This window comes from Shinella sp. GW835-FHT14H05, assembly GCF_058793575.1.
Window position 1 is genome coordinate 165,626 of the sequence record NZ_JBXAFY010000003.1, and the last position, 23,968, is coordinate 189,593.

Consider the following 23,968-nt stretch of genomic DNA (forward strand, 5'->3'; position numbering starts at 1 on the left):
CGCCGGCGGCGCCCATAGAAGGTTGGCGGCGCCACGGAAAAAAGGAGCTTCAATGTTGCCGAAAACGATGACCGCCGCTGTGCTGGTCCGTCCGGGAGCGTTCGAGATACAGACGGTGCCGGTGCCGCAGATTGGCCCCGGTGACGTGCTGATCAAAGTGGCGCGAGTAGGGGTCTGTGGCACCGACATCCATATTTACCGTGGACACTACGCGGCCGGCTGGTTGCCGCTCATCCCTGGCCACGAGTTTTCCGGAACGGTCGCGGCAGTTGGCGATGGCGTCATAACGGTCGATGTCGGCACGCGGGTGATTGCGGATATCAATATCGGTTGCGGTCACTGTTTCTACTGCCGCAAGAACGAGGTGATGAGTTGCTCGGAGGTGAAGCAGCTAGGCATCCACATTAACGGCGCCTTCGCGGAATATGTGAAGGTCCCGCAGCGCCTCGTCATTCCGATCCCCGATGACATGCCGTTCGATGTCGCAGCTCTGGCCGAACCGCTGGGCTGCACGGTACGCGCCGCGAAAAAGAGCGCGATCCGGTTCGGTGAAAGCGTGCTCGTTATCGGCGCCGGGCCGGTCGGCAATTTTCATGTCCAGCTTGCGCGCGCAATCGGGGCGGCGCCGATCATCGCCGCCGACCTCAATCCCGAGCGGTTGCGTTTGGCGAAGGAATGCGGCGCGGATGTTGTCGTTTCCGATATGAGCACACTCGACGCCGCCGTGCGGGCGGTGACCGATGGGCGCGGCGCCGATGTCGTTATCGAAAGCGTCGGCCTGCCTGCGCTTTACGAAAGGGCATTTGATCTCGTCCGGCCGGGCGGGCGAATTGCCGCCTTCGGTCTCGGGGGCGAGGATGCGGTGGTCCGGTTCGCACCGCAGAAGATGGTGCTGAAAGAGACCGGGATACGAGGCTCCGTGGCGGCCATGGGCGACGACATGCACGACGCCCTGACTCTCCTGCGTTTCAAACGCATAGACGTGCGGCCCTTCCTGCAGGAGACCCGCACCCTTTCCGAAGTGCAGGACGCGATCGAAGCCTTTGCCGGAGATCCCGGCATCCTGAAGATGCAGATCATCGTATGAAAGCTTGGCGTAGTGCTTGCTGAGCGCCCCGAGACCATAAAAGGAAGTCTTTTCCAGAGAGCATCCGACGAATTGCCTGCCTACACCGGCAGATGAGGTGAATCATCGAAACACTGTCTCGCGCTTCCGTCATCTCTGTGCGGCGACCTTGCGGGTTGGGATCGGCAGCTTATCGATGGCCCTGCCAAAAAGGAGATCGGTCGTCATACTGCGATTTGCCTGGCGCCATAAGGCTCAAGATGCCGAGTATTTCACCGTTACGCCGCGTTGTCGGAAATAGGCCTGCATCAGCTTCCTGCCAGAACGGTTGTTGTGCGCGAGCCTAGCCGGGTCGAATGTCGCTTCTTTCAAACCTGCCCGCGTCAACGCTGCCTTGAGGGTCGCGATATGCACATCAATGTCGGCATTGTCAGCCTGAAGCGATTCATAGATGCGGTTTGTTGCATCTTCCACGGTCGGTTCGCTCACTACTACACTCCTGCTATTGTTTGACTGCGATTACCACATTTTTCCGATCGGCCCAATTCTGATAAGAAATGCCGACATCATGTTTTCACAGAATGTCTGGGGTCGGGCTGCCGCAAAGCGGGGGCAGGTCCATTTTCAGAGCGCAGAAGTTGGCGAACGCGGAACATAAGACCAAATCGTTGGCGGCAAAGGCGGTATGGCCTCTGCTCGTTCTCACGGCTGCACTGCAGGTATATGTAGGTCTGTCGTCCGTGGCCTACGTCTTCATGGGGGTGGCGAACCCGGCCTCTGGGCTTGGTGGATGGACAACTGCCGCCATGGGTGGGCTTCAGTCTCTCGCCGCCGTCGCGGCGTTCGTCTTGGCCGCTCGACGCGATCTTCGCGGCACTACCCTTGCAGTTGCCGGCAGCATAGTGCTGGGCTGGCTTTCGACGTTGCCGTCCGTCGTTGAGCAAGGGCTCGACTTTCATGGCGACGATAGAGTCACCCCGGTTTACTTCGTCGTATCGCCCCTTTTTGCAATCGCTGCGGCAACGCTTGCATGGCGCAACGTTTATCCGATCGCGGCCGCCCTCTTCGTGAGTGCGATGACCTTCGTCGGCATTTTGATCGTTGCCGCCTTCGCAATCATCATCGCGATGTACGGCTTCTAAGGCACTGGTCCTGGATGCGAGACGTCGTCGTTCCAGCGCCGCGATGCCTCTGCGACGCCTCTACGCCGACGATTACATCCAGCACAATCCGAACATTCCTCAGGGCAGGAACGTGTTGCAGCGCCTCGTTGAGACCCTCTCACCTTCCGTCCACTACGAACCGGGATTGATCATCGCCGAAGGCGACTTGGTCGCTATCCACGGCCGTATCCGGAGCTGGGTGGACGAGCCCCAGATTGTGGTTGATATCTTCCGGGTCGAGGGTAGCAAGCTCGTCGAACACTGGGACATGTTGCAGAACGAAGTGCCGGTAACCGCTGGCGTTGCCGGCCTTGCGATGTTCGATCCCGAAGAAAGCGCCAGCCGCGCTGGACAATAACCTGTTGCGTTTTTCCACGCTTCCTACATCCGCGGGGACGCTCTAATTTCGTCGTCCGCGGAACTTCGCTTTCGATGGCATGGCCGTCAAATTGCTTGCAGTTTGAAATCGCTTGCGGCGACGGGCATGACGGTCTTCAGCAGTACCACCGATTTCTCCAGCCCTTCGAAACTGTTGAGCAGTACGTCTTCGTGCTCGATCGAAAGCCAGCCGTCGTAGCCTGCCATCTGCAAGCGGTAACAAAATTGCCGCCACCAGGCTTCGCCATGGCCGAAACCGAGTGTGACGTAGGACCAGCTTCGAGCCGGAACGTTCATCAGGGAACCATTTTCCAGAAGCGAGGTCGTCGCCTGAACCGGCGCATTCAGCATCGTGTCCTTGGCGTGCACATGGAAGATGGCATCTCCGAGCGCTTCGGCCGCCATCAGCGGATCAGCGCCCATCCAGAAGAGGTGCGAGGGGTCGAGATTGGCGCCGACGACTGGACCGATGGCGGCCCGCAGCTTCAAAAGCGAGGGGACGTTGTAAACATATTGATTGCCATGCAATTCCAGCGCGATGCGCTCGACGCCGCCTTCCTTTGCGAGATCGGCGATCTCCGCCCAGAATGGCAGAAGCTTCTCTTCCCACTGGTAGCGCAATACTTCCTGTGTTTCCGGCGGCCAGGACGAGACGACCCAGTTAGGCATGAGATCGCCTTCGCGCCCGGCGGGCAGGCCGGACATGGTGCAGACGGTCTTGATGCCCATTTCTCCGGCAAGCCGGATCGTATCCTTGAGACACTCGCCCTGCTTAGGCTGGGTCGGGTGCAGTGGATTGCCGTTGGCGTTGAGTGCAATGATCTCCAGGCTACGCTCCTCGAAGGCTCTGGTGAAGCGCCGACGCGCATCGGCGCTGCCTTTCATCGCCTCGAGATCGAAATGTGGTGCCGTGGACCAGCCGCCGGTGTTCACCTCGACGCCGGAGACACCGAGTTGTGCGGCACTGTCGAGGAGGGCATCGAAAGACAAGCCGCCAAGGCTGTCGGAGACGAAACCGAGCTTCATTATCGAATTCCTTATCGTGCGTTGTAGAGAGGGGGCCTGACCATTGGGTCGAGGCTGACGCGCTTGCCCGTCCGCAGTGCCTCGACGCCTGCTTCTGCGACGAGAGTGGCGCAGTAGCCATCCCAACTGTCGGAGGCGATTGGGGGAAACGTGCCAGTTCGGACGAAATTCACAAAGGCCTTGTTCTGCAGCCGGTAGGCTTCCGCAAAGCGCGGCCGCCAGTCGGATGGATAGTGCTCGAAAGCCATGAGATGGGCGTTGCGGCGCGTGTGGACAGGGGCGTTGAGCAGGATCGAGCCCCTTTCGCCCACCAATTCGCCGCGCACGTCGTAGCCATAGGCAGCGTTGTTGTTGACCTCGATGTTGACGATGTGGCCCCGATCGGTTTCGAGAACCATGAAGACCGGAGCGCCGGTCTTCGATGCATCCACTCCGCTCGGCTGGAAGACGGATATCGCGGTGTAATCGGCGTCGAGGATGAAGCGTGCGACATCGAATTCGTGCGGGGCCGAGTTTGTGATTGCCATCTGGCCGGTGAAGTTTGCGGGCGCTTCGACATTCCTGTGGGTGTTGTGCATCATGATCGCCTGGCCGAGCGATCCATCCGCGAGCGCGGCCTTCATATCGCGATAGGACGGGTCGAAACGGCGCATGAAGCCGAGCTGGACAAACCGGCGACCGCGCGCGACTTCCGCGTCGATGACCGCGCGGCATTCTCCGGAATTCTGCGACAGGGGTTTTTCGCAGAGCACGGATTTGCCCACCTCGATTGCGGCAAGCGACAAGGGCGCATGGGTTTCGTCCGGGCTGGCGATGATCACGGCGTCGATGTCTTCGCGCCGGATCGTCTGAAGTGGGTCGGTGGAGATGTCGGCTGCGCCGCAATCCTCGGCTATCGCACGGGCGCGCGTTTGGGATGCGTCGCAGACGACCTGCAACACGGCTCCGGGCAAATCCTCAGACACGATCCGTGCATGGTCGGCACCCATGATGCCTGCACCGATAATTGCAATTCTGACCGACATTCCATGTTCCTTGTTTTCGAAGCGCGATGGGCACAACGACGGGTCGCTATGAGCGAGTTCCTATTGCGACAATTCAAGTTTGAAGCCTCGCGGCGGGCCCTGAGCTGGAGCAAGGCACTCGTCGATGAGAAGCAATGCCAGCTTCGAGCGTGAGGATTTTCTTCAATTGATCGGTTGGATTATCTGGATTGAAATGCCATCATTCAACGAAAGCGAAGGACGAATTTCGATGTCTTTCACATCAAATATATCGCACCGCACAAATCCAGACCGACGTCGTCGTCTTCTTAGTAACACGCGGTCACTCAGTCGATTCCATGATTTAAATCGCATCAGACTGTGAGAGGAAAAATGCCAAAACCGGCAAAGCCTGGAACATGGAAAGGGCCATCGGTCCAAGCGATCGCGAAGATTGCGGCTGTGGGCTCCGCGACGGTCGACCGAGTGCTCAACAACCGTAGCGGTGTGCGGGAGAAGACCCGTGCACGGGTTCTCGCGGCGCTTGAAAAACTCCGCCATGAGAGCGCCGACAGCGACGTTCCCGTCCTCATTCGCCTGTTCTGTGAATCGGGTGAAACATTCAATGCGGCCATGGCGGCGGCGGTGTCGGAGGTGAACCGCACGCAGGCCGGCATCGACATACAAGGCGTTTACGTAACAACAAGCGACGCCGAACCGCTCGCCTTCGCGCGGCGGATCGAGCAGGAAGGCGTAGAGGGAGACGGCGTCGTCGTCATTGGCCGGGAGCATCCGGCAACGAACCGGGCCATTCGAAAGCTCCGGACGATCGGCCGGCCGGTGGTCTGCCTTACAACCGATCTGCCGAGTTCACGACGAAGCACTTATGTCGGGAACGATCAGTATGCCGCCGGCAGTGTTGCGGCACTCTTGATCGGCAATGCGCTGCCGAAGGAAAACAGCAGCATTCTGGTTGTCATGAGCGTGCCGTTTCGCTGTCAGCAGGAGCGGGAGATGGGCTTTCGGCGCGTTCTGCGGTCCGATTTTCCGTACCTGAAGATCGAGGAACGCATGATCTCGGACGAAAGGCCCGAGAGCACATGCGAACAGCTAACGCGATACTTCGAGACGAATGGGCATCCCGCGGCAATTTACAACGTCGCTGGCGCCAATCGCGGCATTGCCAAGGCGCTGGAAAATGCGGGCAAGGCAAATGAGACAGTGTTCGTCGGTCATGAATTGTCCATCCATTCCCGCGCGCTTCTGGAGTCCGGAGTGATGGATTATGTCATTTCGCATGATTTCGCGGCCGAACTCGCCTCGGCAGCAAGATGGATAAAAAGCAATTTGAATGGCGTGACCAGCGAGCCAAGCTATTCGCAGGTTCTCGTCCACACGCGATACAATTGCGGCGCTTAGCGCCTTCTGTGGGCATCTAAGTGGTGCCGGCCCGGGTGGCCTTGCTGCCCATCGGCGACGGGGGAATATCCGTTCGTTTCGTCGATGATGCTCTATTTGAAGCTTAAAAGCTGCAAAGGGACGATGTAGTTTACATCATTCTCATTTCTCCCTTCATAATAAATGAAACATTTTCAATATATTATGTGAAGTACGCTCTCCACGCCAATTTGATGAAGAGAAAATCAGAATTCACCCCATGAAAACCTTGTGAACCTTCATCTTCATCAATGAAAATACGTCCAAGCGATCTGGTGGCCAGGTCGCCCCAGATAGTCACGAACGCCCACCGCAACGCCGACTTCTGTCCGAATCTGGAATAAATATTGACTATCTGAATATTGTGCAATAAATGTTGCATCGAGGAGTTCAGCAGGCAGCGTGGAGGTTGCCTGTGATGCCGTCTGAAAACGACTGAGCCAGGCGCTCGCATCGAAGACTCCGTTGCTTCAAATCAAGGAGGAGGAACCTTATGAAAATTGGAAAGAGCATCCTGTACTCTGCGCTTTTGACGTCTGCTGCGCTTGGCATCGCCCACGCCCAGGATGCCGAAAAGCAGTATCGCTTCGTCATGGTATCTCATATCGGTTCTAACGATCCGAACATGAATTGGCTGACGACATCCTTGAAGGAGTTCGAAGCGAAGTATCCGGACGTGAAGACCGAATACATCTCCACGAACAACTATTCCGTTCAGGAGCATGTCCGTCTGCTCGAACAAGCGATCGCAACCCAGCCGGATGGCATTGCGGTGCCGATCGTCAGTTCCGATGCCTTTGAAGGCCCGCTGCGCAAGGCGATCGAAGCCGGCATCCCGGTCGTCGCCTTCAACATTCCTGACGGTCGTCCGGACGGCGAGCGCATTCCCTATCTGACCTATGTCGGCGGCGACGAGTTCCTGACGGGCAAGAAGCTCGGCGAATATGCACTTACGAAGGTCGAGGCCGGGGAGATCCCGAAGCCCACGCATGTCGTCTGCGCAAGCCATGACTCGGCACATCAGGGCCTCAAGGCGCGCTGCGCGGGCATGAAAGAGGTGATGGAGAAGGCGGGCGCCAAGTTCGACGAACTCTTCATCGGCGCGGAGCCAGCAACGGCGCGCAACACGCTGCAGTCGTTCCTGCAGGCCAATCCGGACACCAACTATATCTTCACGGTTGCCGGCTGGTCGTCTCCCTGGGCCTGGGGTGTGGCGAACGAAATGAAGCTCGATCCGGACGTCGATGACAAGGGCGTCACCGTCCTGACCGTCGATGAAGGTCCTGTGTCGATCGAAGGCGTGCGTGCGGGCCATATTCTCGCGACGAACAGCCAGGGCTTTTGGTTGCAGGGCTATGCTCCCATGGAGTGGCTCTATTGGAACAAGAAGTTCGGATACGCGCCCCAGCAAAGCATTCTGACGGGTCCGCTTGTAATCAACAGGGATAATGCGGATCAGTGGGCCACGCAGGTCCGCGGCGTGTTCGGCGACAAGGCCTACGACGAACAGAACACCTGGTAACCGGTACCCTCCCGGGCGAGGGCGGCTGGCCTTTCGACAGGCTGGCTGCCCTCATTTGCGCATCCCGCGGCGCATATCAACGAGCAGGACCAGAACCATGAAATACCTTGTCCGCAGCCAGGGTTTTGGCGCGACGGTTGGCGTCATCGCCATGCTGGCCGTTTTCACAGTGATCGATTTTTCTGGCTGGTGGACGGTGCAGACGCTGTCCAACGTCACGCAATTTACGGCGATCCTCGCCTTGGTGGCATTGGGTCAGGCCCTCGTGATCATGACGAAGGAAATCGATCTGTCCGTCGGTTCGATCTATGGGCTGACGGGCGTTGCATTCATAACGCTGGAGCCCTCTTTGGGCGTGCCGGGCTCTTTGGTCGTGGCTCTGGGCATTGCGGCGGCTGCAGGGTTTCTCCAGGGAACCGCTGTCGTCAAGGGTGAACTCCCGTCGATGATCGTCACGCTTGGCGGCCTGTTCGCGGCGCGCGGCATCATCTATGTCTGGACAGGCGGCTCCGTCCACAATTTCTCTCCCGATGCCCGTACCCACGCCCTGACCCGCCTCTTGGGCGGAGAGCTATTCGGCGTTGCAGCGGCAATATACTGGGTGGGCATCATTTCCGTCTTGTTGTCCATCATGCTCTGGGGCACCCGCTTCGGGAACCGGCTTCTGGCGACCGGCGGCAGTCGGGAAAGCGCTGAATCACGCGGCGTCCGCACCGACCGCGTCAAGACGGCAGCCTTTGTCCTTTGCTCGCTGCTTGCGGGCTTCGCCGGCATCCTGACGCTGTGCAACCAGCCGCAAACCCACGTGACGCTCGGCGAGAACATGGAACTCGAGGCCATCTCGGCAGCGGTAATCGGCGGGTGCCTTCTGAGCGGCGGGCGAGGATCGATCCTCGGTGTCATCCTCGGCGCCTTGATCGTCGTCAGCTTCCGCTACGAGTTGATCGCGCTCGGCGCGCCATCGTCCTGGTACATCACTTTCGTCGGCGCCGTTCTCATCGTGGCGGTTATTTTCAATCAGAAGCTTGCCCGCTTTATCGGGCACAGCGTTTGACGCGGGAGGACGCTCAAATGACCCAACAACCTCTGATCCAGGTGAAAAACCTCGACCTCTATTTCGGTGCCTTCCACGCCCTGAAAAACGTCACGGTCGATTTCAACGCGGGCGAACTGATCGGCTTGGTCGGCGACAACGGTGCCGGCAAGACCACACTGATCCGCGTTCTGTGCGGCATCCACCCCCCGACAAAAGGGGAGGTGTTCTTCGATGGCAAGAAGGTGGAAAAATTCCATCCGAAGCTCGCCATCGATCAGGGTATCGAGACCATTCAGCAGTCCGTTGGCCTCTGCGACAACCTTTCGATCGCGCGCAACTTCTATCTCGGCCGGGAGCCGGTCAAGCGCATCCTCGGCATACCATTCCTCGATTTCGCGAAGATGCGCGAGAAATCGAGCCGCGTTATCCGGCAATTCGGCCTTCGCGAAAATGTCTCGGCAGACGACGAGGTGGAACGGCTGTCGGGTGGAGAGCGTCAATCGGTCAAGATCGGCCGGGCCGTCGAGTTCAAGAATCGCGTCGTGATCATGGACGAGCCGACCAACCACCTGTCGGTTCGCGAACGCGAGCATGTCAATGAACTGGCGGTGCAATTGAAGGAGCAGGGTTTGCTCGTCATCTACATCACGCACGACATCTTTCAGGTGCACAAGCTCGCCGATCGCATCGTTATCATGGAAAACGGCGAAAAGGTCGCCGATGCGTCGACGGACAGCATGTCGGCGGAGGCGCTCGAAGACGTCATCCGCCAGGGCGGCCGTCTTGTCGAGAAGCAGGAGGCGGTCTGATGGCGCTGTCCGCGGCAAAGCCCGTCATTCGCCGTCACACGGAAATCGGCATCTTCCTGATCGGCGCCATCCTGATTGTCATTTTCGCTTCGACCTCTGAGGGGCGTTGGGCAAACCTCTATAATATCGGAACGATCATGCAGGTGACCGCGACGCTCGGCTTGATGAGCCTGGGTGTTGCCATCGTGATCGGGACCGGCGAAATCGACATTTCGGTCGGCTCGACCTTCGGCATGGGTGCGCTCGCTCATCTCTGGCTTGCCGTCCGTGTTGATCCCGTATTTGCCGCTTTGGCCGCCATCGTCGTGGGCGCGGCGATCGGTTACGTGAACGGCTGGTTGGTAACGAGGACCAAAACGCCTTCGCTGATCATCACGCTTGGCACGCTGATGATTTTCCGCGGCATCGCCATCGCTTTGACGGACGGCTTTTCCTTTTCCATTCCCTATGCTGCGCGCAACGGTTGGACCTACTTCCTTCTCGGTGGTGGTGACTTTCTCGGCTTCAACACTGCCCTGTTCTGGTTGATTGCCGCCTTTGCCGTGCTCATCGTCGTCCTGAAGGCCATGCCATTCGGCAACCGGCTGCTGGCCGTTGGTGGCTCAGCCGACAGCGCGCATTCGCGCGGTGTGCGTGTCGATCGGATCAAGCTCTCCGCATTCGTCATCTGCGGCACGCTCGCCGCCTTTGCCGGTGCGCTTGAGGCTGGAAAGCTCGGGTTTGCGGATGGTTCCATGGGGCGCCTGATGGAATTGCAAGCCATCGCTTCCTGTGTTCTGGGCGGTTGCTTGTTGGCCGGCGGACGGATTTCACTGATCGGAGCGCTGATGGGCGCTTTCGTCCTGTCCTCCATTCAATCTTATCTGGTCGTCACAGGCGTTCAGCCGCAATGGTTCATCCTCATTCTCGGCCTCATCGTCGTCGCGGCGGCCTATGGAGACAAGTCACTGCGAAATTGGGCGATCCGAAAATAGCGAATATTTGCCTAGCCAAGGCTCGGCGGCGGAGCCTAAAGAGGACTTCTAGGTCTGCTCCGGCGAACATTACGAAAATATAATGATCACAAGGGCTTCTCCTTTGGCGGTTACGGTGCCACCTTTGTTTTAAAGGGACGGCAGAGGCATGGCCTCGACCTATGGGAAGCCGATGACCAAGACCGCACGACCGCAAAAGGACGACAAGCCTGCCGATGAGGCGGGCCGGACCAATGTGACCTTCATGCCCGGCGCGACCCCGCCCGCCCGGCGCAAGCGGCGCTCGCGCGCCTGGATTTGGCTGCCGGTGATCGCGGTGCTTGCCGGCGCCGGCTATTATGGCTGGACCCGTTATGCGCCGGCCGAGACGACGACCGCTGTCATCACGCAGGCCGTCGTACGCGGTGATGTCGAGAATGCGGTGACGGCGGTCGGTACGCTGGAGGCGGTCAAGTCCGTCGATGCGGGCGCGCAGGTCTCCGGCCAGCTCAAGGTGCTGCATGTCGAGATCGGCGACACGGTCACGAAGGATCAGCTCGTCGCCGAGATCGACCCCGCGACGATCGAGAACCGCATCGAGATCAACCGCGCCGAGCTCGCCAATCTCCAGGCGCAGCTTCAGTCGCGCAAGGCGCAGCTCGTCTTCAAGCAGGCCAACATCACCCGCCAGCGCAATCTCATCGCCGGCAATGCCGTGGCCCAGCAGGCGCTCGATCAGGCCGTGGCCGATCTTGCGGCGGCGGAAGCCGACGTCAACGCCATCGACGCGCAAATCCGCAAGCAGCAGGCGACGCTGGCCGGCGACGAGGTCGACCTCGGCTATACCAAGATCTTTGCGCCTATGGCCGGCACCATCGTCGCCAATCCGGTCAAGGAAGGCCAGACGCTGAACGCCAGCCAGACCGCGCCGACCATCGTCACCATCGCCGATCTCTCGACCATGACGGTGCGCGCCGAAGTGTCCGAAGCCGATGTCAGCCGCCTGAAAGTGGGCATGGAGGCCTATTTCACCCTGCTCGGCCAACCGGGAAAACGCTTTGCCGGAAAACTCCGCCAGATCCAGCCCTCGCCGACCGTCGAGAACAATGTCGTGCTCTACAACGCGCTGTTCGACGTGCCGAACCCGGAGGGCGAGCTGATGATCTCGATGAGCGCGCAGGTGTTCTTCGTGCAGGCGGCCGCGCGCGACGTGCTCGTTGTTCCGAGCGGTGCGATCAGCCTGAAGCGGAACGAGGCGGGCGGCAAGCCGGAAACCGAGGTGACGGTCGTCACCGCATCCGGCGCCACCGAGACCCGCAAGGTCGAGACCGGCATCCGCAACCGCGTCAGCGTCGAGGTGAAGAGCGGGCTTCAAGAGGGCGACCGCGTCGTCATCAGTGCAGGCTCCGACAGCGGGCGCCCGGCCGGCGGCAACCGGGGGCAGCGCCGCGGCATGCGCATGCCGCCGATGTTCTGAGGGCGATGCCATGACCGCACTCCTCTCCCTTCGGGACGTCACAAAGACCTTCTTCAACGACGGTTTCGCCGTGGAAGTCCTGCACGGCGTCACGCTCGATATTGAGGCGGGGGAATTCGTCGCGATCATCGGCCAGTCCGGTTCCGGCAAATCGACGCTGATGAACATTCTCGGCTGCCTCGACCAGCCGACCTCCGGCGATTACCGGATCGACGGCGAGCCCGTGTCGGATTTCGAGACGGACGAGCTTGCGGCGCTGCGCCGCCGCACCTTCGGCTTCGTCTTCCAGAGTTACAATCTCATCCCGACCGCGAGTGCGCGCGAAAATGTCGAGGTGCCGGCGATCTATGCCGGCCTCCCGGCGCGCGACCGGCAGGAGCGGGCGGAGGGGCTGCTTCAGTCGCTGCGCCTCGGCGACCGGCTCGACCACCGGCCGAACCAGCTCTCCGGCGGCCAGCAGCAGCGCGTGTCGATCGCCCGCGCGCTGATGAACGGCGGCCGCGTCATCCTCGCCGATGAGCCGACAGGCGCGCTGGACAGCCAGAGCGGCGAGGAGGTGATGGCGCTGCTGCGCAAGATGCACCAGGACGGCCATACGATCATCCTGATCACCCATTCGCGCGAGGTGGCCGAGGCCGCCGACCGGCTGATCGAGATCCGCGACGGCCGCATTGTCTCCGACCGCGCCCGCAAACCGCGGCCGTCCTCGGAGGCCGCGGCCGGCTTGCATGCGGCGGTGAAAGAGGGTTCCGCCGCGATCGCCGATATTTCCGAGGCGATCAAGATGGCGCTGCGGGCGCTGCACGCCAACCTGTTCCGCACGGTGCTGACCCTGCTCGGCATCGTCATCGGCGTCGGATCCGTGGTGGCGATGCTAGCGATCGGCACGGGCGCGCAGAATTCCGTGCTCGACCGCATCTCCTCGATGGGCTCGGACCTGCTGCTGGTGCGGCCCAACATGGCGAATTTCCGCGGAACCGGCCAGCCGGTGACGCTCATCCCGTCCGATGCCGACGCCATCCTCACCGTGCCGAACGTTAGTTTCGCCGTGCCGGAAATGACGAGCTCCGTTACGCTGCGCTCCGGCAATATCGATTACCAGACGACCGCCAACGGCACGGTGCCGGACTTCCCGCGCGCCAAAAGCTGGACGGTCGCCTCCGGCGAATTCATCAATGCCGACGACATGGACACCTACGCGCCTGTCGCCGTGCTCGGCCAGACGGTGGCGAAGACGCTGTTTCCCGATGGCGGCAATCCGCTTGGTCAATATGTGCTGGTCAACAAGATCCCCTTCCAGGTGATCGGCGTGATGAGCGAGATGGGCGCGAGTGCCGGCGGCAACGACCAGGACGACGTGATCCTCGTGCCGTTGTCGACCGGCAGCATGCGGCTCTTCGGCCAGCGCAATGTGCGCACCATCACCGTGCAGGTGGAGGATGCCGCCGCGATCGACCAGACGCAGGAGGCCGTGCAGGCGCTGCTCAACGAGCGCCACAAGGCCGAGGATACGCAGATCACCAACATGTCCTCTGTGCGCGAGGCCTTCACCGAAACCTCCAACACGATGAAGCTCTTTCTCGGTTCGGTCGCCGCGATTTCGCTACTCGTCGGCGGTATCGGGGTGATGAACATCATGCTGGTGAGCGTGCGCGAGCGCACCCGCGAGATCGGCGTGCGCATGGCGACGGGCGCGCGGCGGCGCGATATCCTGCTGCAGTTCCTGATCGAGGCCTTGGTCGTCTCGGCGATCGGCGGGGCCATCGGCGTGGTGCTGGGGCTGTCTGTCGGCGGGCTGGCGCAGGCCTTCGGCATGCCGGTGAGCTTCACGATCGGCCCGGTCGCGCTCGCCTTCGCCTGCTCGTTCCTGACAGGGCTGGTCTTCGGCTACCTGCCCGCCCGCAACGCCTCGCACCTGCAACCGGCCGTGGCGCTCGGCGCCGATTGAGTGGCCCCGACTAGATGGATTGTCGTCAAGCGCCTCCTGTGCGACCATGCGCGTGGGAGGATGGATGCATGGTGTCGACGCTGTCGCACATTCGTGAGATCGAACGCGTCGCAATGGGCGCGGTCAGCCCGCGCGACGCGCCCGTCATCCAGTCCTGGCTGCGCTGCCTGCACGATTACAAGCTCGATCCGACCGTCGCGCAGGAAGCCTATATCGTCCCGGAAGTGAAGCTGCGTGAGCATCGCGAGCAGGCGGAAGAGCTGATCCGCATCGGCCGCTCCGGCCTTGAAACCCTGTTCAACCAGATCGCCGAGCAGAACTATGTGCTGCTGCTATCAGATGCACGCGGCGTCACCGTCGATTTCATGGGCGATCCGACCTTCGATAACCAGCTGCGCCGGGCCGGGCTCTATCTCGGCTCGGAATGGTCGGAAAACCGCGCCGGCACCTGCGCCGTCGGCGCCTGCATCGTCTCCGGCGAGCCCGTCATCATCCACCAGGACGATCACTTCGATACCAGCCATATCGGACTGACCTGCACCGCAGCCCCGGTCTTCGACACGCTGGGCGCCCTCACGGCCGTGCTCGACATATCCCAGCTCCGCTCGCCGACCGCCAAGGCGAGCCAGCAACTGGCATTGCATCTCGTCGCCTCCACTACGCGGCGCATCGAGCTTGCCAACCTGATGACGCGCACCCGCAACGACTGGGTGCTGCGCCTTGCCCGTTCGCCGGAATTCCTCGATGTCGATCCGGATGCGGCTATCGCGCTCGACGGCAGCGGCCGCATCACCGGCATGACCCATGGCGGTTTCGGTGCGCTCGCCCGCTCGATGAACATGCACGGCGTCGCAACGCGCGATTTTCTCGGCCAGCCGATTTCCGAGGTCTTCGACATGGATGTCGACGACCTGCCGCGTTTCATGCGCGGGCGGCCGAACGGCGAGCGGCTGCTGCGCGCCCGCAACGGCCTGGTGCTGTTCGCCAGCGCCATCGCCCCCGCCGTCAGCATCCGCGCGCCGGCGGTGCCGGAGTCGCGCCTGCCGCGCGCACTGCGCGATCTGAGCAACGGTGATACCGCGATGGAACGGGTGCAGGCGCGCGCGGCAAAACTCGCGGCGCGCGATATCCCCATCCTCATCCAGGGCGAAACCGGCAGCGGCAAGGAATTTCTCGCCCGCGCGATCCATGACAGTTGCGGCAATCCCGGCAATTTCGTCGCGGTCAATTGCGCGGCGATCCCCGAACATCTCATCGAATCCGAACTTTTCGGTTACACGCCCGGCGCCTTCACGGGCGCCAGCCAGAAGGGCAAGCGTGGCCTTATCGAGGAGGCGAGCGGCGGCACGCTGTTCCTCGACGAGATCGGCGACATGCCGCTTGCGCTGCAAAGCCGGCTGCTGCGCGTGCTCTCGGAAAACGAAGTCCAGCCGGTCGGCGCTCTGAAGGCGCGGGCGGTTCGCCTGCGGGTGCTCTCCGCCTCGCACCGCGATCTCGCCGACCTGGTGAAGGAAGGCCGCTTCCGCCAGGACCTCTATTATCGCCTGAATGCCGCGACCCTAACGCTGCCGTCGCTGCGCGACCGGCAGGATCTCGGCTGGCTGCTCGACCAGTTGCTCCGTCGCATCGAAAAGGAAAACGGCCAGACCTACCGCATCGACAAGGCGGCGCGTGCCGCCCTGCTCTCGCATGACTGGCCGGGCAATCTGCGCGAGCTTTCCAATGCGCTGCGCGTGGCGGCTGCCCTTGCGGAGGGCGATCTTATCGACCTCGATTGCCTGCCGGAGCACCTCTTTGCCGAACCGGCCGCACAGGATGACGACGAACTGCGCCGGGCACTCAGCGACTGCGGCAACAACGTCTCCGCGCTCGCCCGCAAACTCGGCGTCAACCGCTCCACCATCCACCGCCGCCTGAAGCGCCTCAACTGACGCAACAGCCGCAACACCTGTTGCGCGTGACCTGTTGCATCAGCTTTGCCTGCCAAGCCGCCTGTTTCGTAAATCATTGAAAAAGCGGATAGAACGAGCCACTTTCCGTTCTGGCACGCCGCTTGCTGACCTCCTGTGCAAGAACAACAGGAGGAAAACCAATGAAGGCTCTGCGCTTTCACGCCGCCAAGGATCTGCGCATCGAGGAGGTCGATACGCCGCCCACGCCCGGTCCGGGCGAGGTGCTTGTCGAAAACAGGTTCTGCGGCATCTGCGGCACGGATCTGCACGAATATGCCTATGGCCCGATCTTCGTACCCAAGGAGCCGCATCCCTTTACGGGCGCGCATGGGCCGCAGATCCTCGGCCATGAATTCGGCGGTGTCGTCAAGGCGGTGGGCGAAGGTGTCAGCCATGTGAAGGCCGGAGACCGGGTGTCGATCCAGCCGCTGATCATGCCGCGCAGCGGCGACTATTATGCCGATCGCGGCCTGTTTCACCTGAGCGGCAATCTCGCGCTCGCCGGCCTGTCCTGGCATTCCGGCGGCATGGCGCAGGCGGCGCTTCTCAACGACTACAACGTCCAGCCCATTCCGGATGCGCTTTCCGATCAGGAAGCCGCCCTGATCGAGCCGACGGCGGTTGCCGTCTATGCCTGCGATCGCGGCGGGGTGACAGCCGGCAACAGCGTGCTTGTCACCGGCGCCGGGCCGATCGGCATACTCGTCGCCATGGCCGCACGCGCCGCCGGCGCCTCGCAGCTCTTCCTCTCCGACCTCAACGATACCCGGCTGGCGCTGGCGCGGGAGGCGCTCGGTGAGGTTCGCACGATCAACCCGAAGACGGAGAAGGTCGGCGACGTGATCCGCGCCGAAACGGAAGGCGGCGTCGGCTGCGACGTCGCCATCGAATGTGTCGGCAACGAACATGCGCTGAAGAATTGCGCCGATGCGGTGCGCAAGCAGGGCGTCGTCGTGCAGACCGGGCTCCACCCCGGCGAAAACCCGCTGAACTGGTTCGACGTCACCTTCAAGGACATCGATATCCGCGGCTCCTGGGCTTATCCGACCCATTACTGGCCCCGCGTCGCCCGCCTCATCGCCAGCGGGCAGATCCCGGCGAGCCGGATCGTCACCAAATATGTCTCGCTCAGCGAGGCCGTCACGGAGGGTTTCGACCAGCTGCTCGATCCCGCCGGCAAACACCTGAAAATCCTGATCGACCTGTCCCGATAGGCGATCCGTCTTGCGGGGCGGTTGAGGAGCCGCCCCGTTTTTGAAACTGAGCAGGAGGAGAAACTATGCTCGACAAGACCCCGACCACCCGCATCCAGGCGCTTCTCGATAGCTTTGGCGCGGCACTCGAAGCCGGCCGGATCGACGACGCCGTCAACCTGTTTGCCGAGGAATGCTACTGGCGCGACCTCGTCGCCTTCACCTGGAACCTCAAGACCGTCGAGGGCCGCGACCAGGTGCGTGACATGCTGCAGGCGCAGCTTTCCACGGCCAAACCGTCGAACTGGCGCGTCGCTCCCGGCGAGGCGGCGACGGAAGCGGACGGCGTGCTCGAAAGCTGGATCACCTTCGAAACAGCGACCGGGCGCGGTTATGGCCTCGTGCGTTTCAAGGACGGCCTGATCTGGACGCTGCTGACGGCGCTTTCCGAGCTGAAGGGGCACGAGGAGAAATCGGGCTTCACCCGCCCGCTCGGTGCAAAACATGGCCAGAATCTCGGCGCCAAGACCTGGAAGGAAGAGCGCGAGGACGAGGCCCGCACGCTCGGCTACGAGACGCAGCCCTATACCGTCATCATCGGCGGCGGGCAGGGCGGCATCGCGCTTGGCGCGCGGCTGCGCCAGCTCGGCGTGCCCACCATAATCCTCGAAAAGAACGACCGGCCGGGCGATAGCTGGCGCAAGCGCTACAAGTCGCTCTGCCTGCATGACCCCGTCTGGTACGACCACCTGCCCTATATCGATTTCCCGAAGAACTGGCCGGTCTTCGCGCCGAAGGACAAGATCGGCGACTGGCTGGAATTCTACACCAAGGTCATGGAGCTGAACTACTGGACCCGCTCCACCGCCAAATCCGCCAAATGGGACGAGGCGGCGAAGGAATGGACGATCGTTGTCGACCGCGACGGCGAGGAGGTGGTGCTCCGGCCGAAGCAGCTGGTCTTCGCGACAGGCATGTCCGGCAAGGCGAACATCCCGGACTTCAAGGGGCGCGAGCGGTTCCAGGGCGAACAGCATCATTCCTCCCAGCATCCGGGGCCGGATGGCTACAAGGGCAAAAAGGTCGTGGTGATCGGCTCGAACAATTCGGCCCACGACATCTGCGCCGCCCTCTACGAGGCGGGCGTTGATATTACCATGATCCAGCGCTCGACGACGCATATCGTGCGCTCCGATACGCTGATGGATATCGGCCTGGGCTCGCTCTATTCCGAGCAGGCGCTGGCCAATGGCGTGACGACGGCCAAGGCCGACCTGATCTTCGCGTCGCTGCCCTACCGGATCATGCACGAGTTCCAGATCCCGCTCTACGACAAGATGCGCGAGCGCGACGCCGACTTCTACGCGGCGCTGGAAAGGGCCGGCTTCCAACTCGACTGGGGTTCGGATGGCTCCGGCCTCTTCATGAAGTACCTTCGTCGCGGCTCCGGCTACTACATCGATATCGGCGCCTCGCAACTGATCATCGACGGCAAGGTCAAGCTTGCGGCCGGCCAGGTGGAGGAGATCACGGAGAACTCCATCAAACTCTCCGACGGCAAGGAAATCCCGGCCGACGTCATCGTCTATGCCACCGGCTACGGCTCGATGAACGGCTGGGTGGCCGATCTCATCGACCAGCAGACGGCGGACACGGTGGGCAAGGTCTGGGGCCTCGGCTCGGATACGCCGAAGGATCCGGGGCCGTGGGAAGGCGAGCAACGCAACATGTGGAAGCCGACGCAGCAGGAAGCGCTGTGGTTCCACGGCGGCAACCTGCACCAGTCGCGGCACTATTCGCAATATCTGTCGCTGCAATTGAAGGCGCGCATGGAAGGCATCCCGACGCCGGTCTATGCCCTCCAACCGGTGCATCACCGGAAGTAGGCCGGCAACGGCGGGCAGCGTTCGTCGCCGCCCGCCGCTTCCAAGAGCTTAGCCGAGAACCGACTTGATCGCGTCAGCCGCAGCCTTCACCACGATATCGGCTTCGTCCTTCGTCAGGCAAAGCGGCGGCGCGAAGCCGAGGATATCACCCTGCGGCATGGCGCGACCGATAACGCCGCGTTCCAGAAGGGCTGCGGAGACCTGCGGGCCGATCTTCTTCGAGGGATCGAAGAAGGCCCGGTCGTCCTTGTCCTCGACGAATTCGATCGCCGCCATCAGGCCATCGCCACGCACCTCGCCGACATGTCTGTGGTCGCCGACGGCCTTCGCCAGCTCGCCACGGAAATAGGCGCCCGTCGAGCCGGCATTCTCGACGAGGCCGAGTTCGTCGATCAGTTCGAGATTGGCGACACCCGCGGCGGCGCAGATCGGGTGCGAGGAATAGGTCCAGCCATGGCCGATAGCGCCAAGCTCGTCCGAGCCCTTGACCAGAACCTCCCACATCTTGTCCGAGACGATGGTGCCGGAGAGCGGCGCATAGGCCGAGGTGAGACCCTTGGCGATGGTGATCAGCGCCGGCTTCATGCCGTAATGGTCCGAGCCGAACATCGTGCCGAGGCGGCCGAAGCCGGTGACGACCTCGTCGGCGACGAGCAGGATGTCGTATTTGTCGAGCACGGCCTGGATCTTCTGCCAGTAGCCCTTCGGCGGCGGTACGATGCCGCCGGTGCCGAGGATCGGCTCGCCGATGAAGGCGGCGACGGTGTCCGGGCCTTCGGCGAGGATCATCTCCTCCAGCTTGTCGGCGCAATATTGCGAGAACTGCTCCTCGTCCATCGAGCGATCCGGCCGGCGGAAGAAGTAGGGGGCTTCCGTGTGCAGGATCGGCGCGCGCGGCAGGTCGAAGGCATTGTGGAAGAGGTGAAGGCCGGTCAGCGAGCCGGTCATGACGCCGGAACCGTGATAGCCGCGCCAGCGCGAGATGATCTTCTTCTTCTCCGGCCGGCCGAGGATGTTGTTGTAGTACCAGATCAGCTTGATGTTGGTCTCGTTGGCATCGGAGCCCGAGAGGCCGAAATAGACGCGGCTCATGCCTTCCGGCGCGCGGTCGATGATCATCTTGGACAGCGTGATCGAGGCTTCCGTGCCGTGGCCGACATAGGCGTGGTAATAGGCAAGGTTCTTGGCCTGCTCGGCAATCGCATCGGCGATCTTCTGGCGGCCGTAGCCGACATTGACGCAATAGAGGCCGGCAAAGGCGTCGAGGCTCGTCTTGCCGTTGCTGTCCGTGATGTAGACGCCTTCGCCGCCCGCGATGACGCGCGTCGGTGTTTCGCCGCGGGCGTGCATGCCCATATGGGTCGAGGGATGGAAGAAGTGATCGCGGTCCCAGGCGGTCAGTTCGTTGCGTTGGTCGAGCATGGTCTTTCCTTTCAAGCAGCCGTATCGATGCAGAGATATTTGAGTTCGGTGAAGGCCTCCATGCCGTGGCGCGAGCCCTCGCGGCCGAGGCCGGATTGTTTCCAGCCGCCGAAGGGGATCGGGCCTCCGGTGATCTTTACGCGGTTGATCGCCACCATGCCGTATTCCAGCGCGCGGGCAAGCCGCATCTGGCGTGCACCGCTTTCGGTGACGACATAGGCGACGAGGCCGTATTCGGTGTCGTTGGCGCGGGCGATCACCTCCGCCTCGCTGTCGAAGGGGGTGACGGCGGCGACGGGGCCGAAGGTTTCTTCGCGCATGATCAGCGTATCATCGGAGACGTCGGCAAGTAGCGTCGGCTCGTAGAACAGCGGCCCGGCCTTGTGGCGCTTGCCGCCGGTCAGCAGCGTGGCACCCTGCGCGAGCGCATCGGCCACCTGTTCCTCCACCTTGGCGATGGCGCGCTCGTGCATCAGAGGGCCGATCTCCGCGCCGGCCTCAAGCCCGGCCCCGACCTTCAGCGCCTCGATGCGCGCCTTGAAGGCTTTCGTGAAGGCGGCAAGCACGGGGCGCTCGACATAGATGCGGTTGGCGGCGAGGCAATCCTGGCCGGAGGTGGCGAACTTGGCGTTGATCGCGATGTCCGCTGCCTTGTCGATATCGGCATCGGCGAAGACGATCAGCGGCGCATGGCCGCCGAGCTCCATCACGAGGCGCTTCATGGTCGGCGCGCATTGGCCGGCGATCAGCTTGCCGATCTCCGTCGAGCCGGTGAAGCTCAGCGCCCGAACGCGGGCATCGGCATTCATGCGGCCGACGATGGTCGCCGCATCGCCTGTTACCACATTGAAGACGCCGGCCGGAATGCCGGCCCGCTCGCCGAGTTCGGCCAGCGCCAGGGCTGAAAGCGGCGTCTCGCTGGAGGGATGGGCGACCACGGTGCAGCCGGCGGCGAGCGCTGCCGCGGCCTTTCGGGTGATCATCGCGCAGGGGAAATTCCACGGCGTCACGATGCCGACGACGCCGAGCGCCTCGCGTCGCACGATCATCTCGGCGCCGGGCAGGTGGCTGGTCACGCTCTCGGCGTTGAGCCGTTTGCCTTCCTCGGCATACCACTCGATGAAGGAGGCGGCGTAATCGATCTCGCCGCGGGATTCGGCAAGCGGCTTGCCCTGTTCCAGCGTCATCAGCAGCGCGAGGTCTTCGCGCGCCTCAAGGATCAGCCCGTGCCACTTGCGCAGAGTGACGGCGCGCTGCTGCGGCAGCAGGTCCCGCCAGGCGGGAAAGGCCTGCGCCGCGGCGGAAATGGCCTCCGTCGTCTGCTCGGCATCGAGCGAAGCGACCCAGGCGAGCGTTGCGGACGAGGCCGGGTCCGTCACGGCAAAACTGTTGCCCTCGCGGCCCGCCACCCAGCGGCCGCCGATATAGGAGAGTTCGCGCAGCAGGTGAGGGTCGGCGAGGCGGGCAAGCGCGTCGTGGAAAGTCGTCCGGGCGAATACGGCGGTCATGGCGGCCTCCTCTGGCTTCAGTGGCCGGGAGTCTGCCAGAGGCGGAACGACAGATTGTCTATTGCCGGGTGTGGCGGCAGAGACTTTGGCCAAATCGGAGACGCGCCGTAGACAATCTCTCTATTCGGGCGACGGCAGCAGCGTCGTCAGCGGCAGCACGGTCTCCTCCTTCACCGTCTTGGTGACGATGTAGGTGAAATAGCGGTCGATGCCGAGTTCGCGGTCGAGCAGGCTGTCGACGAGGCGCTGGTAGGCGTCGATGTCCGGCGCCATGATCTTCAGGATGTAATCGACGCCGCCGCCGACCGACCAGCAGGCGACGATCTCCGGCGTCGTTGCCACCGCGCGCTCGAAACGGTCGAAATCCGCCTGCCGGTGGTTGGCCAGCGTCACCTCCATCATGACGCTCGCGACCGGCGCCAGCCGCCGCACCGCGACTCGTGCGTGATAGCCGGTGACGATGCCCGCCTTTTCCAGCTTGCGCAGCCGGAGCCAGCAGGGCGTCGGCGAAAGCCCCGCCTTTTCCGCCAGCGCCAGCTTCGTGATGCGCCCGTTCTCCTGGATCGCCTCCAGGATGCGGAAATCAATGGCGTCGAGTTTCATGCGGTCGCCCTCCGGGCGGGTATCATGTCAAATACGGGAAAAAGACCATGGAAAGGCATTTTGGCGTTGTCAATTGAACTGAATTTGAGCACTGTTGAAATCATGACAAATTGGCGTCCCGATATATCCCAATTGCGCCGGCCGGCCTACCTCTCCCTTGCCGAGCAGATCGCCCGCGCCATCCAGGAAGGGCTGCTGCCGAACGGTACACGCCTTCTGCCACACCGCAAGCTCGCCGACGACCTCAAACTGTCTGTGCAGACCGTGAGCCGCGCCTATGACGAGTTGATCCGCCGCGGCCTGATCTCCGGCGAGATCGGCCGCGGGTCCTTCGTGCAGACCCGGCCGAAGGAGCCCGAGCCACCCTACCTGCCGGAACGGCTCGGTGAACTGGTCGATCTGTCGATCCTGAAACCCGTCTGCGAGCAGTTGCATCTGGAGCGCATGCGGGAAGCCTTTGGCTGGCTCGCGGAAAACCTGCCGTCGAGTTCGGCGCTGTCCTTCCGGCCGAACATGGTGTTCCCGCGCCATCGCGCCGTGGCGGCCGAATGGCTGGCCCGTTGCGGCCTCGATATCTCGCCGCTCAACATCAGCCTCACCAATGGCGCGACCTCCGGCATGACCGTGGCGCTGATGAGTGTGGCGCCACCCGGCGCGACCGTCGCGACCGAGGCGATCAGCCATCACACGCTGGTGCCGCTTTCTACGTATCTCGGCCTGCACCTGGAAGGCCTGCCGATCGACCATGACGGCATGATCCCCGAAGCGCTCGACGAGGCCTGCCGGAAAGGCGTGATCCGCGCCGTCTTCCTCCAGCCCTCCGTCATCAACCCGACCGCCACGCTGATGAGCGCCGAGCGCCGGCAGGCGCTGGCCGAGGTCGCGCGGCGCAACGATATCGCGATCATTGAGAACGATATTCTGGGGCCTTTGGTCGAAAACAGGGCGCCGCCGCTGGCGGCCTATGCGCCGGAGCGCACGCTCTACATCACCAGCTTCACCAAGATCACGGTGCCGGGCCTGCGTATCGGTTATCTCGCCGCGCCCGACCGCTATGTCGCTGCCGTCGCCAACAGGCACCTCGTCTCGAACTGGATGGCGACGCCGTCGATCGCCGAGATCGCCACGCGCTGGGTCAGCGATGGCACGGCGATGGAACTCGTCAACTGGCAGCGCCGGGCGCTCGCCGCGCGCCACGCCATTGCCGAGGAAACCTTCGCGGGCCTACCCTATCGCTCGCATCCGCAGAGCCTGCATGTCTGGCTGCCGCTGCCGGAGGGGCACACGGAAGAGGGCTTCGTCTCCCAGGCCCGCCTGCGCGGTGTCGCCATTGCTCCCGGCTCCTCCTTCCGCACGGCGGATCAGGGCTGGCACCCGGCCGTGCGCATCTCGCTCGGCTCGACGACAGAGCAGGAACTTCGCACCGGTCTCGGCATTCTGGCTTCATTGGCCAGCGGAAATCCGGAGGCGTTGCTGCTCGCGATTTGAGGCAAATGCCTGCCAAAGAGGCGACAGGACAATAATTGTCATGATATTATTATTCGGATTGACATGATTTAGATCGCCGCGCATCGTTAGGCCATCACGTCTCAACAGGGAGAGACAT

The 23,968-nt window shown here is 62.4% G+C and carries 20 protein-coding genes; 14 read left to right on the forward strand and 6 right to left on the reverse strand.

Annotated features, from left to right (window positions below):
- Nucleotides 1-52: 52 nt before the first annotated feature.
- Nucleotides 53-1,087, forward strand: coding sequence for a zinc-dependent alcohol dehydrogenase (locus tag AC1Q6Z_RS12025; protein WP_492647974.1), 1,035 nt, complete (start codon nucleotides 53-55; stop codon nucleotides 1,085-1,087).
- Nucleotides 1,088-1,321: 234 nt separating this feature from the next.
- Here the strand turns inward: AC1Q6Z_RS12025 and AC1Q6Z_RS12030 are convergent, their stop codons facing one another.
- Nucleotides 1,322-1,555 carry a hypothetical protein gene (locus tag AC1Q6Z_RS12030; protein WP_256116366.1) on the reverse strand — a complete coding sequence of 78 codons (234 nt, stop codon included), beginning with the start codon at nucleotides 1,553-1,555 and terminating at the stop codon, nucleotides 1,322-1,324.
- A gap of 251 nt (nucleotides 1,556-1,806) precedes the next feature.
- Here AC1Q6Z_RS12030 and AC1Q6Z_RS12035 point away from each other — a divergent pair, with 251 nt between their 5' ends.
- The gene (locus tag AC1Q6Z_RS12035; RefSeq protein ID WP_256116367.1) at nucleotides 1,807-2,208 is read left to right on the forward strand and encodes a hypothetical protein; all 402 of its coding nucleotides are present in this window, start codon (nucleotides 1,807-1,809) and stop codon (nucleotides 2,206-2,208) included.
- A gap of 43 nt (nucleotides 2,209-2,251) precedes the next feature.
- Nucleotides 2,252-2,587, forward strand: a complete 336-nt coding sequence (locus AC1Q6Z_RS12040) for a nuclear transport factor 2 family protein (RefSeq protein WP_492647975.1) — start codon at nucleotides 2,252-2,254, stop codon at nucleotides 2,585-2,587.
- An 86-nt stretch (nucleotides 2,588-2,673) separates the two neighbouring features.
- On the opposite strand, the gene AC1Q6Z_RS12045 is transcribed toward AC1Q6Z_RS12040, so the two are convergent.
- Entirely contained in the window at nucleotides 2,674-3,633 is a 960-nt protein-coding gene (locus AC1Q6Z_RS12045) for a sugar phosphate isomerase/epimerase family protein (protein WP_435265792.1), read from the reverse strand.
- Nucleotides 3,634-3,644: 11 nt separating this feature from the next.
- Nucleotides 3,645-4,658, reverse strand: a complete 1,014-nt coding sequence (locus tag AC1Q6Z_RS12050) for a Gfo/Idh/MocA family oxidoreductase (protein ID WP_492647976.1) — start codon at nucleotides 4,656-4,658, stop codon at nucleotides 3,645-3,647.
- A 351-nt stretch (nucleotides 4,659-5,009) separates the two neighbouring features.
- Between AC1Q6Z_RS12050 and AC1Q6Z_RS12055 the strand changes: the two genes are divergently transcribed.
- From AC1Q6Z_RS12055 to AC1Q6Z_RS12100, 10 genes are all read left to right on the forward strand, one after another.
- The gene (locus AC1Q6Z_RS12055) at nucleotides 5,010-6,035 is read left to right on the forward strand and encodes a LacI family DNA-binding transcriptional regulator (protein WP_492647977.1); all 1,026 of its coding nucleotides are present in this window, start codon (nucleotides 5,010-5,012) and stop codon (nucleotides 6,033-6,035) included.
- Between the two features lie 511 nt (nucleotides 6,036-6,546).
- Nucleotides 6,547-7,575 (forward strand): sugar ABC transporter substrate-binding protein, encoded by a 1,029-nt coding sequence (locus tag AC1Q6Z_RS12060; RefSeq protein WP_492647978.1) that lies wholly within the window; start codon nucleotides 6,547-6,549, stop codon nucleotides 7,573-7,575.
- A gap of 97 nt (nucleotides 7,576-7,672) precedes the next feature.
- The gene (locus AC1Q6Z_RS12065; RefSeq protein ID WP_492647979.1) at nucleotides 7,673-8,629 is read left to right on the forward strand and encodes an ABC transporter permease; all 957 of its coding nucleotides are present in this window, start codon (nucleotides 7,673-7,675) and stop codon (nucleotides 8,627-8,629) included.
- 17 nt (nucleotides 8,630-8,646) lie between these two features.
- Nucleotides 8,647-9,420, forward strand: coding sequence for an ATP-binding cassette domain-containing protein (locus AC1Q6Z_RS12070; protein WP_492647980.1), 774 nt, complete (start codon nucleotides 8,647-8,649; stop codon nucleotides 9,418-9,420).
- Nucleotides 9,420-10,394 (forward strand): ABC transporter permease, encoded by a 975-nt coding sequence (locus tag AC1Q6Z_RS12075; RefSeq protein ID WP_492647981.1) that lies wholly within the window; start codon nucleotides 9,420-9,422, stop codon nucleotides 10,392-10,394. Before AC1Q6Z_RS12070 ends, AC1Q6Z_RS12075 begins: the two co-directional genes overlap by 1 nt.
- 172 nt (nucleotides 10,395-10,566) lie before the next feature.
- Complete coding sequence (locus AC1Q6Z_RS12080; RefSeq protein ID WP_492648345.1) at nucleotides 10,567-11,850, forward strand: efflux RND transporter periplasmic adaptor subunit; 1,284 nt, start codon at nucleotides 10,567-10,569, stop codon at nucleotides 11,848-11,850.
- Between the two features lie 10 nt (nucleotides 11,851-11,860).
- The gene (locus tag AC1Q6Z_RS12085; RefSeq protein ID WP_492647982.1) at nucleotides 11,861-13,798 is read left to right on the forward strand and encodes a MacB family efflux pump subunit; all 1,938 of its coding nucleotides are present in this window, start codon (nucleotides 11,861-11,863) and stop codon (nucleotides 13,796-13,798) included.
- A 68-nt stretch (nucleotides 13,799-13,866) separates the two neighbouring features.
- Nucleotides 13,867-15,729 carry a sigma-54-dependent Fis family transcriptional regulator gene (locus AC1Q6Z_RS12090; RefSeq protein ID WP_492647983.1) on the forward strand — a complete coding sequence of 621 codons (1,863 nt, stop codon included), beginning with the start codon at nucleotides 13,867-13,869 and terminating at the stop codon, nucleotides 15,727-15,729.
- A 161-nt stretch (nucleotides 15,730-15,890) separates the two neighbouring features.
- On the forward strand, nucleotides 15,891-16,964 hold the full coding sequence (locus AC1Q6Z_RS12095) for a 2,3-butanediol dehydrogenase (protein WP_492647984.1): 1,074 nt from the start codon (nucleotides 15,891-15,893) through the stop codon (nucleotides 16,962-16,964).
- 65 nt (nucleotides 16,965-17,029) lie between these two features.
- Nucleotides 17,030-18,829: an NAD(P)/FAD-dependent oxidoreductase gene (locus tag AC1Q6Z_RS12100; protein ID WP_492647985.1), complete on the forward strand. Its 1,800-nt coding sequence runs from the start codon at nucleotides 17,030-17,032 to the stop codon at nucleotides 18,827-18,829.
- Between the two features lie 48 nt (nucleotides 18,830-18,877).
- Here the strand turns inward: AC1Q6Z_RS12100 and AC1Q6Z_RS12105 are convergent, their stop codons facing one another.
- The 3 genes from AC1Q6Z_RS12105 to AC1Q6Z_RS12115 form a co-directional block, all read right to left on the reverse strand.
- Nucleotides 18,878-20,251 carry an aspartate aminotransferase family protein gene (locus AC1Q6Z_RS12105; RefSeq protein ID WP_492647986.1) on the reverse strand — a complete coding sequence of 458 codons (1,374 nt, stop codon included), beginning with the start codon at nucleotides 20,249-20,251 and terminating at the stop codon, nucleotides 18,878-18,880.
- 11 nt (nucleotides 20,252-20,262) lie between these two features.
- Nucleotides 20,263-21,759 (reverse strand): NAD-dependent succinate-semialdehyde dehydrogenase, encoded by a 1,497-nt coding sequence (locus AC1Q6Z_RS12110; protein ID WP_492647987.1) that lies wholly within the window; start codon nucleotides 21,757-21,759, stop codon nucleotides 20,263-20,265.
- A 120-nt stretch (nucleotides 21,760-21,879) separates the two neighbouring features.
- Nucleotides 21,880-22,362 (reverse strand): Lrp/AsnC family transcriptional regulator, encoded by a 483-nt coding sequence (locus AC1Q6Z_RS12115; RefSeq protein WP_492647988.1) that lies wholly within the window; start codon nucleotides 22,360-22,362, stop codon nucleotides 21,880-21,882.
- A gap of 102 nt (nucleotides 22,363-22,464) precedes the next feature.
- Between AC1Q6Z_RS12115 and ehuR the strand changes: the two genes are divergently transcribed.
- Nucleotides 22,465-23,850 carry a MocR-like ectoine utilization transcription factor EhuR gene (gene ehuR / locus AC1Q6Z_RS12120; RefSeq protein ID WP_492647989.1) on the forward strand — a complete coding sequence of 462 codons (1,386 nt, stop codon included), beginning with the start codon at nucleotides 22,465-22,467 and terminating at the stop codon, nucleotides 23,848-23,850.
- Nucleotides 23,851-23,968 lie beyond the last annotated feature (118 nt).